The 15,587-nt window shown below is 65.3% G+C and carries 14 protein-coding genes; 12 read left to right on the top strand and 2 right to left on the bottom strand.

All coding sequences use genetic code 11. The annotated features are described in order from the left end of the window. Positions 1–4: 4 nt before the first annotated feature. The 10 genes from JQ580_RS11465 (at position 5) to JQ580_RS11420 (ending at position 11,539) form a co-directional block, all read left to right on the top strand. On the top strand, positions 5–1,000 hold the full coding sequence (locus tag JQ580_RS11465; RefSeq protein WP_212280144.1) for a TRAP transporter substrate-binding protein: 996 nt from the start codon (positions 5–7) through the stop codon (positions 998–1,000). Between the two features lie 6 nt (positions 1,001–1,006). Continuing rightward, positions 1,007–3,085, top strand: a complete 2,079-nt coding sequence (locus JQ580_RS11460; protein ID WP_212280143.1) for a sensor histidine kinase — start codon at positions 1,007–1,009, stop codon at positions 3,083–3,085. Beyond that, complete coding sequence (locus JQ580_RS11455; protein WP_212280142.1) at positions 3,055–4,800, top strand: ATP-binding response regulator; 1,746 nt, start codon at positions 3,055–3,057, stop codon at positions 4,798–4,800. The genes JQ580_RS11460 and JQ580_RS11455 overlap by 31 nt, the downstream gene beginning before the upstream one ends. A gap of 10 nt (positions 4,801–4,810) precedes the next feature. Beyond that, positions 4,811–5,545, top strand: a complete 735-nt coding sequence (locus JQ580_RS11450; protein ID WP_126257198.1) for a response regulator — start codon at positions 4,811–4,813, stop codon at positions 5,543–5,545. Positions 5,546–5,975: 430 nt separating this feature from the next. Continuing rightward, positions 5,976–6,587, top strand: a complete 612-nt coding sequence (locus JQ580_RS11445) for a sigma-70 family RNA polymerase sigma factor (protein WP_094892568.1) — start codon at positions 5,976–5,978, stop codon at positions 6,585–6,587. A 447-nt stretch (positions 6,588–7,034) separates the two neighbouring features. Further along, positions 7,035–7,733, top strand: coding sequence for a cytochrome c biogenesis CcdA family protein (locus tag JQ580_RS11440; protein WP_212280141.1), 699 nt, complete (start codon positions 7,035–7,037; stop codon positions 7,731–7,733). Between the two features lie 30 nt (positions 7,734–7,763). After that, complete coding sequence (locus JQ580_RS11435) at positions 7,764–8,351, top strand: thioredoxin family protein (RefSeq protein WP_212280140.1); 588 nt, start codon at positions 7,764–7,766, stop codon at positions 8,349–8,351. Positions 8,352–8,448: 97 nt separating this feature from the next. Continuing rightward, positions 8,449–9,423 (top strand): hypothetical protein, encoded by a 975-nt coding sequence (locus tag JQ580_RS11430; RefSeq protein ID WP_212280139.1) that lies wholly within the window; start codon positions 8,449–8,451, stop codon positions 9,421–9,423. 396 nt (positions 9,424–9,819) lie between these two features. Next, the gene (locus JQ580_RS11425) at positions 9,820–10,413 is read left to right on the top strand and encodes a L,D-transpeptidase (RefSeq protein WP_212280138.1); all 594 of its coding nucleotides are present in this window, start codon (positions 9,820–9,822) and stop codon (positions 10,411–10,413) included. 88 nt (positions 10,414–10,501) lie between these two features. Further along, positions 10,502–11,539, top strand: coding sequence for an amino acid ABC transporter substrate-binding protein (locus tag JQ580_RS11420; protein ID WP_212280242.1), 1,038 nt, complete (start codon positions 10,502–10,504; stop codon positions 11,537–11,539). 235 nt (positions 11,540–11,774) lie between these two features. Here JQ580_RS11420 and JQ580_RS11415 read toward each other — a convergent pair whose 3' ends face one another. After that, the gene (locus tag JQ580_RS11415) at positions 11,775–12,914 is read right to left on the bottom strand and encodes an acyl-CoA dehydrogenase family protein (RefSeq protein ID WP_212280137.1); all 1,140 of its coding nucleotides are present in this window, start codon (positions 12,912–12,914) and stop codon (positions 11,775–11,777) included. A gap of 146 nt (positions 12,915–13,060) precedes the next feature. Beyond that, positions 13,061–14,275: an acyl-CoA dehydrogenase family protein gene (locus JQ580_RS11410; RefSeq protein ID WP_212280136.1), complete on the bottom strand. Its 1,215-nt coding sequence runs from the start codon at positions 14,273–14,275 to the stop codon at positions 13,061–13,063. Between the two features lie 138 nt (positions 14,276–14,413). On the opposite strand from JQ580_RS11410, the gene JQ580_RS11405 reads away from it, so the two are divergent. Both JQ580_RS11405 and JQ580_RS11400 read left to right on the top strand, forming a co-directional pair. Beyond that, positions 14,414–14,959 carry a carboxymuconolactone decarboxylase family protein gene (locus tag JQ580_RS11405; protein WP_212280135.1) on the top strand — a complete coding sequence of 182 codons (546 nt, stop codon included), beginning with the start codon at positions 14,414–14,416 and terminating at the stop codon, positions 14,957–14,959. A gap of 90 nt (positions 14,960–15,049) precedes the next feature. Next, positions 15,050–15,544 carry a VOC family protein gene (locus JQ580_RS11400; RefSeq protein WP_212280134.1) on the top strand — a complete coding sequence of 165 codons (495 nt, stop codon included), beginning with the start codon at positions 15,050–15,052 and terminating at the stop codon, positions 15,542–15,544. The last annotated feature ends 43 nt before the right edge of the window (positions 15,545–15,587 follow it).

Genomic DNA, 15,587 nt, shown 5'->3' with positions numbered 1-15,587 from the left:
GAGTGTGCCAGTGCTGAACCGTGCCGAACTCTCGCGGACCGGGGTGATCTTCGTCGCGCTTGTGCTTGCCGTCTGCATGACGGGCGCCGGCGCACGCGAATTTCGCGCCGCAGATACCCAGACCGAGGATTACCCGACGGTCCAGGCGCTGCGCTACATGGGCGCCCTGATCGCCGAGCGCAGCGGCGGCCGCCACGAGATCAAGGTGTTCCACTCCCGCCAGCTCGGCGAGGAGAAGGAGACCATCGAGCAAACCCGGGCCGGCGCGATCGACCTCAACCGGACCAACGTCGCGCTGATCGGCAATTTCGTGCCGGCGATGAACGTGCTCGCCATGCCGTTCCTGTTCCGGTCCATCGAGCACATGCAGAAGGTGCTGGACGGGCCGGTCGGCAGCGAAATCCTCGATAGTTTCGAGCCCTACGGCTTCGTCGGGCTCGCCTTCTACGATTCCGGGGCGCGGTCGATCTACAACGGCGTCCGACCCGTGAAGTCGATCGCGGATCTCAAGGGATTGCGGATCCGGGTGCAGCAGTCGGAGTTGATGAGCCAGATGATCCGCTCGCTCGGCGCCGAGCCCGTCGAGATGCCCTATGGGCAAGTGCTCACCGGGCTCGCCAACCATCTGGTCGACGGCGCCGAGAACAACTGGCCATCTTTCGTGACGACGGACCATTACAAGCATGCCGGCCATTACACGCTTACCGAGCACACGATGAGCCCCGAGGTGCTGGTGATCTCGCTGAAGGCCTGGCAGAGCCTGTCGCCGGACGACCAGAAGATTTTCCGGGAGGCCGCGCAGCGCTCCAGCCGGTTCATGCGCGAAAAGTGGCGCGACCTCGAGGAGCAGTCGCAGCGCAAGGCGCAGGAAGCCGGGGTCACCATCATCAGGGATATCGACCGCAAGCCGTTCGAGGACGCGATGGCCCCGATCTACGCCAAGACCGGGCGCGATCCCGCCGCGGCCGCGCTGATCGAACGCATTCGCAAGGTGGAGTGAGGCCTGTTGACCGGGCTTGGACACAGCGAGCACGCAGAGCGGCCGTCGGGCCCGCTCGGGAAGCTGCGCGCGCGCATCGTCGGGGCGCTGCGGGCGGTGCCGATCCGCTGGCGCATCCTGTCGATCGCCGCGCTGAACTCCGCCGTGGTCGTGGTGCTGGCGGCGATGATCTGGAACGGCGCGCAGGTGCTGGGCTCGGCCTGGGACGACGTCCGCCAGGTGCGCGAATCCGACCGGATCCTGGCGCTGCTCGAAAGCGAGACCGGGCGGCTGCAGAACCTGATCCACCGCTACATCAACCAGCCGAGCCCGGACCTGTTCGCCGAAATCCTGCTGCTGCGCGAGGCGGTGCTGGGCACGCTGTCCAACCGCGCCGCCAAGGACCCGATGCTGTCGGGCTCGGTCGAGGAGCTGGAGCGGACCACCGACCGCTTCCTCAACGGCTTCGGCGAACTGCGCGGCGTGCAGGCCACCATCGCCAGGACCTATGAGGAACAGGTCCAGGGACCGGCCAAGGACATGGCCGGCCTCTATTCCATCATCGAAGGCGCCACCGGGCATCGCGATGCGCTGATCTGGCCTTCGCTCGGCAAATCCCGCGAGGCCTTCACCGCGATGCTGGTGGCGGCCAATTCCTATTACCTGTCGCTGCAGACGGGCGCGGCCGACGATGCGCGCCGCAACACCGAGACGATCGAGAAGACCATCCCCGTGATGATCGATCTCGCCGACAACGACCTCCAGCGCATGGCATTGCGGCGCCTCGGGGCCCGCACCGCCGCGCTGCGCGAGGGCTTTGCAAAACTCTCCGAGCAGCTTGCGAGCCGCACCGAACTCCTGCGCAACACCATCGACGCCAGCCAGGCCGAGGCGATCGGCGCCATCGACGACCTTTCCAGCAAGATGCGCCAGCGCGAGCAGAAGGCGCAGGAGACCTTCGACCGCACGCTGGCGGCTATTTCCCGCCGGGTCCTGACGATCGCGGTGATCTTCCTCGGCATCATCCTCACCGCCGGCGTGCTGATCGCGCTATCGATCCGCCTGCCGCTGCAGCAGATCATGGCGGCGATGCGCGCGATCACCCTCGGCGACCTCGGCCGCGAGGTGCAGGGCACCAAGGCCCGCGACGAGGTCGGCGCCATGGCCCGCGCGGTCGAAGTGTTCCGCGAGAACGCGATCGCGAAGCGCCAGACCGAGGACGAGCTGCGCGCGTCCAAGGAGAAGGCCGAAAGCGCGCTGCTCGAGCTCAACACCGCCCAGCAGAATTTGATCGATGCCGAGAGGCTGGCGGCGCTCGGCGGCCTTGTCGCCGGCGTCGCGCACGAGGTCAACAACCCCATCGGCATCAGCCTCACGGTGGCCTCGAGCTTTGCCCGGCGCAGCGAGATCTTCGAAGCCCAGCTCAGGGGCGACGGCGGCCTGCGCCGCTCGCAGCTGGAGGAGTTCGTGCAGTCCTCGCGCGACGCCTCGCAGCAGCTGGTCGCCAATCTGCAGCGCGCCGGCGAGCTGATCCAGTCATTCAAGCAGGTCGCGGTCGACCGCTCGCATGCCGAGCGGCGGCAATTCTCGCTCAGCGAGGCCACCGACCAGATCATCGCGAGCCTTCGCCCCGTGCTGAAGCGCTCGCCGATCACGCTTCAAGTCGACGTGCCCGAGGGGCTGCTGCTCGACGGCTATCCCGGCTCCTACGGCCAGATCCTGACCAACCTCTTCCTCAACGCCGCCAATCACGCCTTCGCCGACGGGCGTGCCGGCACGATCACCATCTCGGCGCGGCCGCGCGGCGCCGACGACATCGAGATCATCTTCACCGACGACGGGGCCGGCATGACCCCCGACGTGCAGCGCCAGGCCTTTGACCCTTTCTTTACCACCCGGCGCAATGAAGGCGGTACGGGACTCGGCCTGCATATCGTCTATAACCTCGTCACCCAGCAGCTCGGCGGGCGCATGATGCTGGAATCCAAGCTGGGACAAGGCACCACTTTTCGCATTATCATGCCCCGGGTCGCCAAGGGCGGCGCGCAAAGCACAGAAAGTGACGGGACTTCTCAATGGCCGAACAGGACGATGTCCTCCACCTGATCGACGATACCGGTACCGCGTCGGAGGATGCCAACGCCCGGAAATGGAAGATCGCCGTCATCGACGACGATCCGGCCGTGCATGACGGCACCCGCTTTGCCCTCTCGGATTACAGCCTGAACGGCCAGAGCCTGGAGATCCTGTCGGCGCATTCCGCGGCCGAAGGCCGCAAGCTGATGGCCGCGCACAACGACATCGCCGCGGTTCTGCTCGACGTCATCATGGAGACCGACGTCGCCGGCCTCGAGCTGGTCGAATACATCCGCAACGAGCTCAAGAACGAGACCGTGCGCATCATCCTGCGCACCGGCCAGCCCGGCCAGGCGCCGGAGCGGCGCGTGATCGTCCAGTACGACATCAACGACTACAAGGCCAAGACCGAGCTCACCGCCGACAAGCTGTTCACCTCGCTGACCGCGGCGCTACGCTCCTATCAGCAGCTCGAGCGCATGCTGCAGACACGGCGCGGGCTCGAAATCATCATCGACGCGGCCTCGACGCTGTACGATTTCAAGTCGATGCAGCGGCTCGCCGAGGGCGTGCTGACCCAGCTCGCCTCGCTGCTCAACGTCGATTGCGCCGGCATCCTGGTTTTGCGCGACAATGGCGGCATCGACCCCGAACTCTCGGTGCTCGCCGGCAGCGGCTGCTACAGCCGCTTCATCGGCACCACCTCGTCGAAGGCGCTCGACCCTGATCTGCGCGCGATGGTGGAAGCCGCTTTCCAGGGCCGCAAGAACGAATTCGCCGACCACCGCAGCGTGATCTATCTGCGCACCGGAAGCGGCCGCGAGGTGGTGGTGCTGCTGCAGGCCGAGCGCGAATTGTCGGAGACCGACCGCTCGCTGGTCGAGATCTTCTCGAGCAGGCTCTCGATCGCCTTCGACAACGTCATCCTTTACCAGCAGCTCCAGGACGCCAACACCCAGCTTGAGGACCGCGTCGCCCAGCGCACCCGCGCCCTGATGCAGGCCAACCGCCGCCTGTCGGCGCAATGGCTGCGGCTGCAGCGCGCCAACGGCTTCAAGAACGAGATCCTGGGCACGGTCGCGCACGACCTGAAGAACCCGCTCGGCGTCATCCTCGGCCGCACCGAGATGCTGAAGGAGCTGATCTCGACCGGCGCCTCGGAAAGCGGCGTGGTCGCCCAGGTCGACCACATCCGCGACGCCACCAAGCGCCTGACCACGATGGTCGATCATCTGATCTCGGACGCGATGGCCGACGCCTTCGACATCACCATCCGCCGCGAGCCGGTCGACGTCGCCGGCCTGGTGAAGGAGGTCGCCGAGGCCAACCAGCCGCTCGCCGTGAACAAGCAGCAGGCCATCCACGTCGCCGCGCCGCCCAACATCGTCACCATGTGCGACACCGACCGCATCCGCGAGGCGATCGACAACCTCATCAGCAACGCCATCAAATACTCGCCGATCGGCGGCAGGATCGACGTGGTCGTCAGCCACGAAGGCAGCGAGACCATTGTCCGTGTCAGCGACGAGGGCGCCGGCCTGTCGCCGGAGGATCTCGGCCGCCTGTTCGGTCGCTTCCAGCGGTTGTCGGCCAAGCCGACCGCGGGCGAAAGCTCGACGGGCCTCGGGCTCTCCATCGTCAAGCGCATCATCGACATGCATGGCGGCGAGGTGACCGCCGACAGCGAAGGCCCCGGCAAGGGCTCGACCTTCACCATCACCCTCCCCGCGACCGAACTGCCTTGATCTGGAAGCCATGACCCAAAGCCAGCACATCATGATCGTCGACGACGAAGCCCCGGCCCGGGAGATGGTCGGCGATTATCTCAAGATGCACGGCTTCACCGTGACGCTGTGCGACGGCGGCAAATCGTTGCGGACCGCGATCCAGGGCAGCATGCCCGATCTCGTCGTGCTCGACCTCAACATGCCCGAGGAGGACGGCCTCTCGATCATCCGCGACCTCAAGAGCCGCATCAACGTGCCTGTCATCATGCTGACGGCCACCGCGAGCCCGATCGATCGCGTGGTGGGGCTGGAGCTCGGCGCCGACGATTACGTGGCCAAGCCCTGCGAGCTGCGCGAACTGATGGCGCGGATCCGCTCGGTGCTGCGCAGGAGCGTGCCGGCCAAGGCGGCCGCGCCCGAGGCGGCGGCGAAATCGGACAAGGACCAGCTGGTGCGCTTCGGCACCAAATGGCTCGATCTCGAAGCCCAGGCCTTGCGCGACGACGAGGGCAACGAGCATCCGCTGACCGCCTCCGAGTTCGGGCTCCTGAAGGTGTTCGCGGCCAATCCGAAGCGCGTGCTGTCGCGCGAGCGCCTGCTCGAACTCGCCAATGCGCGCGACGCCGAGGCCTTCGACCGCGCGGTAGACCTGCGCATCATGCGCATCCGCCGCAAGATCGAGCCCGATCCGGCCAAGCCCGCCGTGATCCGAACCATCCGCGGCGGCGGCTATCTGTTCTCGCCGCAGGGCGAGAAGGCGTAAGGCAGGCGGCAAAACCAGCTGTCATCCCGAGCGCGCACAGCGCGAGCCCGGGATCCATAACCACAGTGTGTGGTGATGACGCCGAGCTGGCAACTCCGAGTCGTCGTCAAACTGCTCCTGGGATTACGGGTCCCGGGCTCGCTTCGCGTCCCGGCACGACAGGAGAGTGCCTGGCGCGACCGAACGCTCAACCCAAAAATTCGTTCCCGGCGGTTCAGAGCGCCGCCAAACGCCCTCCCCGTATTTTCCGTACATTGAAATTCCACGCTTTTTTGCTCCCAATGTTTCGTTGAGGCTTCCTCGACGAAACAATTTGACGGCGCACGAAACCATTTTCCGGCTTTCGTGCAGACGTCCCGAAACGTTGGCTCATTAACACTTTGGTCCAAGGAAACGCCGCTCGGTTGCGGCGCTACGGGGAGCCAAGTCAATGCGGAACGTCATCGCCATCAACGCCCAGGCCAGCCAGAGCATCATCGCCGCTCAGGCGACTTCGGACGATATGCTTCTAGAGAGCATTGCCGACGGCAACCGGACGTCGATGCATATCCTTTATTGCCGCCACAATGTGCGGGTGTACCGCTTCATCCTGCGCATCGTGCGCGACGCCACCGCGGCCGAAGACCTCGTCAGCCAGGTGTTCCTGGACGTGTGGCGGACCGCCGGCCAATTCCAGGGCCGCTCGCAGGTTTCGACCTGGCTGCTGTCGATCGCCCGCTTCAAGGCGCTGACCGCGATGCGCCAGCGCCGCTTCGAAGACATCGACCAGGAGGACGTGCGCCAGATTCCCGACGGCTCCGATACGCCGGAGACCTCGCTCGACCGCAGCGACACCAGCGCCATCCTGCGCGCCTGCGTGCAGAAGCTGTCGCCCGCCCATCGCGAGATCATCACCCTCGTCTACTACCATGAGAAGTCGGTGGAGGAGGTCGGCCAGATCATCGGCATCCCCCAGAGCACGGTGAAGACGCGGATGTTCTATGCCCGCAAGCAGCTGGCGGAATTGCTTAAGGGCGCCGGCGTCGAGCGCTTCGCGGCCTGAGGTCAATGAATTCAGAGGGATAGGGCCACCAATCCGGCCCGTCCCGCACACAGAAGTGTTACCGCCGACGAAACAATTGAAACAAAGCACAACATCAGGCGGAAAAACTTCCTCCCTATAAAGCTTACATACGGTTTTGCTTAAACCTCCCAGGACCTCCAACGACCCGGACGATGCCCCCGTCCGGGTCGTTTTGTATTTGGGGCCCGAGGTAGCCGACGCAGGCTCCCGCCTCTCCCGCTTGCAGGGAGGCCGACGCGTAGCGGCGGGTGAGGGTTTTCTCTTCCCATTGTGGAATCACCCTCTCCCCAACCCTCCCCCGCAGGCGGGGAGGGAGCGCACCGTCTCCGTGACCCGAGCGCCGCTCCCGTCACGAACGTGTGACGCCACGTAACGACTGGCACCTCGGGTCCGAACTGCCCTCGTGACCTTCATCACGAGTGCGCCATGCTCGAACTTATCCTCGCCGTCCTCGCCGGCATCCTCACCATCGCCGCGCCCTGCACGCTGCCGATGCTGCCGATCCTGCTCGGCGCCTCGGTCGGGCGCGCGGGACACTTGCGGCCGGCGATGATCGCGCTCGGCTTTGTGCTGTCGTTCTCGGCGACCGCGCTCTTGCTGGGTGCGCTGACGCGCCTGTTCGATTTCGATCCGAGCGTGCTGCGTGAGGCCGCGTCGGTCCTGCTGCTCGGCTTCGGGCTGTTGATGCTGTGGCCGGCGCCGTTCGAATGGCTGTCGAGCCGGCTCAATGGCTGGCTCGATCTCGGCAACGGAGGCAGCACACAACGCGAAGGCGCGCTCGGCGGGCTCGTGCTCGGCACCACGCTGGGCCTGGTCTGGACGCCCTGCGCCGGCCCCGTGCTCGGCTCGATCCTGACGCTGGTTGCGACCCAGAAGAATGCCGCCTGGGCCGGCACGCTGCTGATCGCCTACGCCATCGGTGCGGCGATCCCGATGCTGGCGATCGCCTATGGCGGACAGGCCGCGACCACGCGCGTGCGCAGCCTTTCGCGCATCTCGCCGCGGCTGCAGCAGGGCTTCGGCGTCGTCGTGATCGGTTTCGCGGTCGCCGCCTACTTCCAATACGACACGCTGATCGTGGCGTGGCTCACCGGCTTTTATCCCACCGGCCAGATCGGCCTGTGATCACCGCAAAGCTCCTCGGAGGACGCTACCGTGACATTCAAACTGCTCGCCGTCTCCACCGCCCTGATCGGCATGGCCGTCACCGGCGCTGTCATCCCCGGCATCTGCCACGAGGCTGCACGCGCGACGCCTGTCGTCACCGCCCCCGCCGTGCCGATCGAGGTCGCCGCCGCAAGCCAGCAGTCGGCGCCCGACTTCACCGGCATCAACACTTGGTTCAACTCCAAGCCGCTCAGCCTCGCCGACCTCCGCGGCAAGGTCGTGCTGGTCGACTTCTGGACCTATGGCTGCGTCAACTGCGTCAACACGCTGCCGCACGTCACCGACCTCTATGCCAAATACAAGGACAAGGGCCTCGTCGTGGTCGGCGTCCACACACCGGAATTCCCGTTCGAGCGCTCGGCCGCCAACGTCCAGGCCGCGCTGAAGCGCCACGGCATCACCTATCCGGTGGCGCAGGACAATGATTCCAAGACCTGGAACGCCTACAGCAACCAGTATTGGCCGGCGCAATACATCATCGACCAGACCGGCAAGATCGTATTCCAGCACGCCGGCGAAGGCGGTTACGACCAGATAGACCGCACCGTGGCGAAGCTGCTGAACGTCAGCAGTTGACGCCGCGTGGGCAGGGTGCGGCGGCTTCTGCTGCCGCCCTGCTTGACTCCACGGCCCCGTCCGTGGAGTTTCGCGGCATCGAAATCAGCCGCCCGCAATGGACGACGCGACCGCCAGCACCGACATCCGCCTTCGTGAAGGCTCTTCGATCGCGCAGCGGCTGGTGATGTCCACCTTTGCCGCGGCCGTCGCGCTGTGCTTCACGCCGGGCCTGTTCACGCACGACACGCTGGAGATCGTCATCTCGGTGGTAGCGCTGCTGGCGGGCGCGGGGTTCGTCGTCGGCATCATGCTGGCGCCGGCGGTGGTGTGGATCATCACGGCGAACGAGATCCTGATCGGGCGGCAAAGTCCGTTCGGCAAGCTGCGCACGCGGATCGTCGCGAAGGACGACATCACGGCGCTGCAGGTTCCCGGCAGCAAGCGGGTGAAGGCCCGCTTTCAACTCGTCTTCACGCTGACTTCAGGGGAGCGCCTGACGTCGCCGCCGATTTCGGACGTCACGCATGTTCACGACACCGTGGCGCGGATCGCCGCGCAGTTCGAGGTTCCCAACGTCGAGGAACCCGTCAATCCGCTCGATGCCAGCAATCGCGAGATGCACCTTGGCGAGCCTCTCGAGGCCTTTCCCGCACGGGACATCCGCATCGTCGCGTTGATCGCCGTCGCGTTGTCCGCCGTGCCCTACGCCTACAAGCTCTGGCGCGGATGGCCGCCGAGCCACGTCGATATCCTGCTGCTGCCGCTCGGCGTTCTGGCGGCGTTCGCGGTCTACAGATACGCCAACCTCGTGATCGGCGCGTTCTGGATCATCCGGCAGAGCGATATCCGCGTCGAGCGGCTATGGGGCGACGGCACGCCGCGCACGGATATCATCGAGGCGCCCGACGTGAAGACGATCACCGTCGACCGCCGAGGCCGGTCCGAGGACGAGCACTGCATCGTGGTGATCCGGCTGCACTCCGGACGACGATTTCGCAGCCCGCGGATTGGTTCGAGGGTCGAGGCGCGGGCGGTGGGGACGGAGATCGTGCGGCGGCTCGGGATCGCGGCGGAGAGCAACAAGATCTAGAGGGGAGCCGGCAGTTCGCCTGGGGCCATCCTTCGAGACGCCCGCCAGCGGGGGCCCTCAGGATGAGGGCAGACTCCGCGGTGACAATTTCGATGAGCAACACTGTTCTCAGCCTCATCCTGAGGAGACCGCGCAGCGGTCGTCTCGAAGAGGTGTGGGCTTAGACCGGTGCCAAATGACCCTCCCCTGCGGGCGAGAGAGGGAGCGCACCGAGCCAGCCGCCAAAATCTATGCTTTTCGCGCCATCCCCTGTTTGTGGCATTGCCGGGGTGGCGTCAAAAAACCAAAGCATTCTCGTGACATATCTGGGCGGCGCGCCATCAACTTGCCATGAACATGCCCCTCAGGTTTGATGGTTCCGAATGATTTGCGCCGAGGCAGTGGGGAGAGCTTGAAATGACGGATTTTCGTCGTCTGACCGGGGTGTGCGTGGCCGCGATCGGCCTGATCCTGTCCGCGCCACAGGCTATCGCACAGCAGCCCGACCGCGGTGACGAGCCAGGTCTGGTCGCCGATGACGGCTACCAGCTCGACCCGGAGTGGCAGAAGCAGGTGGTCTATTTCCGCACCACCGAGGCGCCGGGCACCATCATCGTCTCGACCGCCGAACGGCACCTGTATCTGGTGCAGCCCGGAGGGCGCGCGATCCGCTACGGCATCGGCGTCGGCCGCGACGGTTTCCAATGGCAGGGGCTGGTGAACATCACCAACAAGAAGGAGTGGCCGGACTGGACGCCGCCGCCTGAGATGATCCAGCGCCAGCCCTATCTGCCGCGCTTCATGGCCGGCGGCCCCGGCAATCCGCTCGGCGCCCGCGCCATGTATCTCGGCACCACGGTCTACCGCATCCACGGCACCAACCGCCCCGACACGATCGGCACCAAGGTGTCCTCCGGCTGCTTCCGCCTCGTCAACAACGACGTCGCCGATCTCTACGACCGCGTGCCTGTCGGCACCAAGGTGATCATCCGGCAGAAGCCCGAACTCTGAGGCTTCGATCCGAGCATGGTCCTCCGGGCCATGCTCGCCATCTCTCCGTCTTCACTCCTTTTCCCGATTATTCGAGAGATTAAAAATGATGCGCACTTTTCGTGGCGGCCTGTTGATCGGGCTCGCGGTCGCCGTGCTGGTCGCCGTTCTCGCCATCATCTACGAATTCTACGACACCCGCACGTTGAAGCGCACCGTGCGCCGCGGCGAGGTGCTGTGCGGCGTCAACAAGGGCCTGCCGGGCTTCTCCTACTCCGAGGACAACAAGACCTGGACCGGCTTCGACGTCGATTTCTGCCGTGCGGTGGCCGCGGCGATCTTCAACGACCCCGGCAAGGCGAAGTTCATCCCGCTCGATGCCGGGGAACGCTTCAAGGAATTGCAGAGCCGGAAGGTGGACATCCTCTCGCGCAACTCGACCTGGAGCATGGCGCGCGAGCTCGACTACGACCTCTATTTCCCCGCGGTCGCCTATTACGACGGCGCCGGCTTCATGCTGCCGCGCTCGCGCAACAAGGAGACCTCGCTGGACCTCGATGGCAGCAAGGTCTGCGTCCAGGCCGGCACCACGACGGCGCTCAACGTCGCCGACTACTTCCGTGCCAACAACATGAAGTATGACGAGGTGAAGTTCGACAAGCTCGACGATGTCGTGAAGGCCTACGACACCGGCAAGTGCGACACGCTCTCCGCCGACGTCTCCCAGCTCTACGCGCTGCGGATCAACCTGGCGAAGCCCGGCGACAACATGATCCTGCCGGACATGATCTCCAAGGAGCCGCTCGCTCCCGTGGTGCGCCAGCGTGACGACGACTGGATGATGATCGTGAAATGGACGCTCTATGCGATGATCAACGCCGAGGAGCTCGGCGTCACCTCGGAGAACATCGACGAGGCGCTGAAGTCGAAGAAGCCGGAGGTGATGCGGCTGGTCGGCACCGAAGGCAATTACGGCGAGCAGCTCGGCCTCACCAAGGACTGGGCCGCCCGCATCATCCGCCACGTCGGCAATTACGGCGAGATGTACGAGCGCAACATCGGCGAGAAGTCGAAGCTGAAGATCCCGCGCGGCATGAACCAGCTGTGGAACGCGGGCGGCGTGCAGTATGCACCGCCGATGAGGTAAGGGCGGTCTCGCCGCCGTCATTGCGAGGGCAAAGCGACGAAGCGATCCAGACTGTCTCCGCGGTAAGATTTCGGATTGCTTCGCTGCGCTCGCAATGACGATTGTGATACAGGCTCGCGCCACACTCTCAATCGTCATGCCCGGGCTTGTCCCGGGCATCCACGTTTTGAGGCGCTAAAGGACGTGGATGGCCGGGACAAGCCCGGCCATGACGGCTTGCGTTACTGCCGCAGCCTCAATAACCCCGCACCCGCGCCAGCTGCTCGGTGTGGTAATTGGCGTCGCCGAACAGCTCCTCGCACACCCTTGCGCGCTTCATGAAGAAGCCGATGTCGAACTGGTCGGTCATGCCCATGCCGCCATGCATCTGCACGCCCTCCTGCACCGCGCGCGTGGCGGTGGTGCCGGCGCGGGCCTTTGCCACCGCGACTGCTGAGGTTGCCTTGGCAACATCGGCGTCCAGCGCCTGCAGCGCCTTCATGGTGGCGGCGCGGGTGATCTCGATATCGACATAGAGCTCGGCGGCGCGGTGCTGCAGCGCCTGGAATTCGCCGATCAACTTGCCGAACTGCTTCCTGCTCTTGAGATATTCGACGGTGCGGTTGAAGACCTCCTCGCTCAAGCCGACCATTTCGGAGGCGACCGCGCCGCGCCCGATATCGAGCACGCCGTCGAGCAGGGCGGCCCCCTGGTCGACTTCGCCGAGCACATGGTCGGCATTGACCTCGACATTGGCCAGCTCGATCCGCGCCGCATTGTGCGAATCGACCATGATGGTGCGCTCGATCGCGACGCCCTTGGCCTTGGGGTTCACCAGAAACAGCGTCAGGCCGTCGCGCTCGCCTGCGGCGCCCGAGGTGCGCGCGGCGACGATGAGGAGATCGGCGACATGGCCGTCCAGCACGAGGGCCTTGGCGCCCGAAAGCCTGAAGCCGTTGCCGGCGCGCACGGCCTGCAAATTGACCTGAAGCGGACGGTGCTTGGCGCCCTCGTCGATCGCCAGCGTCGCGAGCAGCGAGCCGTTCGAAATCTTCGGCAGATATTCCGACTTCTGCGCGGCGCTGCCGCCGCGGTTCAGCGCCGAGGCCGCGACAACTGAAGTGGCAAGGAAGGGCGACGGCATCAAGGTCCGGCCAATCTCCTCCATCACGACACCTGCCTCGACATAGCCGAGTCCGCTGCCGCCGAACTCCTCAGGTACCAGCAGGCCGGCAAAGCCCATCTCGGCGAAGGAATGCCAGAGCTCCCTGGAGAAGCCGGTCGGGTCCTTGTTGTCGCGCAGGGATCGCAGATGCGACACCGGCGCCTTGTCGCTGATCAGCCCGCGCGCAGAATCGCGGAGCATCGACTGTTCTTCGGTGAGGACGAGGGCCATGTGCGTGTTTCCGATTCGAAATCTATTGGTCTTCGTCATTCCGCGCCCTCAGGCGCAGGCCCGGAATCCATATTCCCGACTGGTGGCTATGGATTCCGGGCTGGCGCGTTGCGCGCCCCGGAATGACAGGCGGTGAGAAGGTGGCCTTACGCCCCCGGCAGATCGAGTATTCGCTTGGCGACGATGCCGAGCATCACCTCGCTGGTCCCGCCCTCGATCGAGTTGGCCTTGGTGCGCAGCCAGGCGCGCGGGCGGGCGCCCTGCCTGGAGCGCTCGCTCTCCCATTCCAGCGCATCGATGCCGCCGGCCGCCATCAGGATCTCGTGACGGCGCTTGTTGAGCTCGGTGCCGTAATATTTCATCGCCGACGAGAACGCCGGATGCGCCTGCCCCGCCTTGGCGAGATCGACGGCGCGCTCGGCGCAGGCCGCAAGCGCGGCCTCATCGACGTCGAACGTCGCGATCTTCCCGCGCAGCATGGAATCGTCGAGCTTGCCTTGCGCGCCCGTGCCGACGGAATCGGCTGCGATCTGGCCGAGCGGCCGGCCGACGCCGCGTTCGCCCATGCCCGAGATCATCGCGCGCTCGTGCTGCAGTAGATATTTCGCGACGTCCCAGCCGCGATTGATGGTACCGACCACATGCGATTTCGGCACGCGGACGCCGTCGAAGAAGGTCTCGCAGAACGGCGAATAGCCGGAGATCAGAAGGATGGGCTTGGTCGTCACGCCCTTCGAGGTCATGTCGAACAGGATGAAGCTGATGCCGTCGTGCTTCTTGGCCGCGGGATCGGTGCGGACGAGGCAGAAGATCCAGTCGGCATAGTTGGCGTAGGAGGTCCAGATCTTCGAGCCCGTGATGACGAAATCGTCGCCGTCGCTCTCGGCACGGGTCTGCAGCGAAGCAAGGTCGGAGCCGGCGTTCGGCTCGGAATAGCCCTGGCACCAGCGGATCTCGCCCGCCGCGATCTTCGGCAGGTGCTCCTTCTTCTGCGCGTCGTTGCCGTATTTGAGCAGCGCCGGTCCGAGCATCCAGATGCCGAAGCTCGACAACGGCGGGCGCGCGCCGATCTTACCCATCTCGGCGCGCAGCACCTTGTGCTCGGCGGCGCTGAGGCCACCGCCGCCATATTCCTTCGGCCAATCCGGCACGGTCCAGCCCTTGTCGCGCATGCGCTCGAACCAGATGCGCTGCGGCTCGGACGAGAACTTCGCGTTGCGACCGCCCCAGAACACGTCGTCATCCGACGTCGCGGGCTTGCGCATCTCCGGCGGGCAATTGGCTTCAAGCCAGGCGCGCGTCTCGGCGCGGAATGTTTCGAGCTCGGCCGTCTCAGTGTCGCTGTTACTGGAGTCAGTCATTGGTCGTTTCCATCATCAAAATCGACTTGTTGGGCGCGACTCTGGGCCAAGCCCTCGTGGAATTCAACCACTTCCGCGCGCCCGCGTTCAGCTATAGTCGCATTCGACAGAGTGCTTGAAAACATGGAGGAAACGAGGATGCGCCTGAAACTTCTTTCGCCTGGCGAAATGAACGAGAGCCAGCGGCAGACCTATGACGAGTCGATCGCCGGCAAGCGCGGCAAACCGCCGGCGCCGATGATGGCCTGGCTCAACAGCCCGGACATGGCCCGTCACGCCACGCGGCTCGGCGAGGTGCTGCGCTACGACACGATGTTTCCCGCAAAGCTTTCGGAGATCGCGATCCTGGTGACGGCGCGGCACTGGACGGCGCATTATGAATGGTACGCGCATAAGCGCCTCGCGCTCGCCGGCGGCATGAAGCCTGAGATCATCGACGCCATCCGCGACCGCCGCACGCCCGAGTTCGACGACCCCAAGGCCAAGATGATCTACGATCTGGCGAAGTCGCTGCACGAGGGGCACGGCGTCGAGAAGGGCCTCTATGACGAGGCGGTGAAGCTGCTCAGCGAGCGCGGCGTGGTCGAGGTGATCGGCCTGTGCGGCTATTACACGATGGTGTCGATGACGCTGAACACGTTCGCGTTCGAGCTGCCGGAGGGCGAGGTGCCGGAGCTGGCCTAGTCGCTCATTCGGAAACGATGGGTTTCGGAACAGGCTGGTAGCGCCGTCCCGGAGCCAGGCCTATGTGGAGTTCATCAACGGAGCAGCCACATGTCCCAGAAACCAGCCGTCGCCGCCGGCACCAGGATCGGCCACGTCCATCTCAAGGTCGCCGATCTCGATCGCGCGCTCGGCTTCTATTGCGGCGTGCTCGGCTTCGAGCTGATGCAGCGCATGGGCTCGGGCGCCGCCTTCATTTCGGCCGGCGGCTATCATCACCACATCGGGCTGAACACCTGGGAGAGCAAGGGCGGCTCGCCGCCGCCGCCCGGCACGACGGGGCTCTATCACACGGCGATCCTCTATCCGACCCGCGCGGCGCTTGCCGATGCGCTGCACCGCGTGCTCACCGCGGGCATTGCGCTGGACGGCGCCAGCGATCACGGCGTCAGCGAGGCGCTTTATTTGCGCGACCCTGATGAGAACGGCGTGGAGCTCTATCGGGACAGGCCGAAAGAGCAGTGGCCGTTGGGGCCGGACGGCAAGCTTTCGATGTTCACCAAGCGGCTGGACGTGGAGGCGTTGCTGCGGGAGCGGGAAGCGTGAGATCCACCCTCTCCTCGTCATTGCAAGCGAGTGTGTTGAGGCG

It is taken from the genome of Bradyrhizobium sp. SZCCT0148 (genome assembly GCF_018129985.1).
GTDB classification, from domain to species: domain Bacteria; phylum Pseudomonadota; class Alphaproteobacteria; order Rhizobiales; family Xanthobacteraceae; genus Bradyrhizobium; species Bradyrhizobium japonicum_H.
Note: the sequence above shows the minus strand (reverse complement) of the source record. Positions and strands in the feature narration are given on the sequence as shown.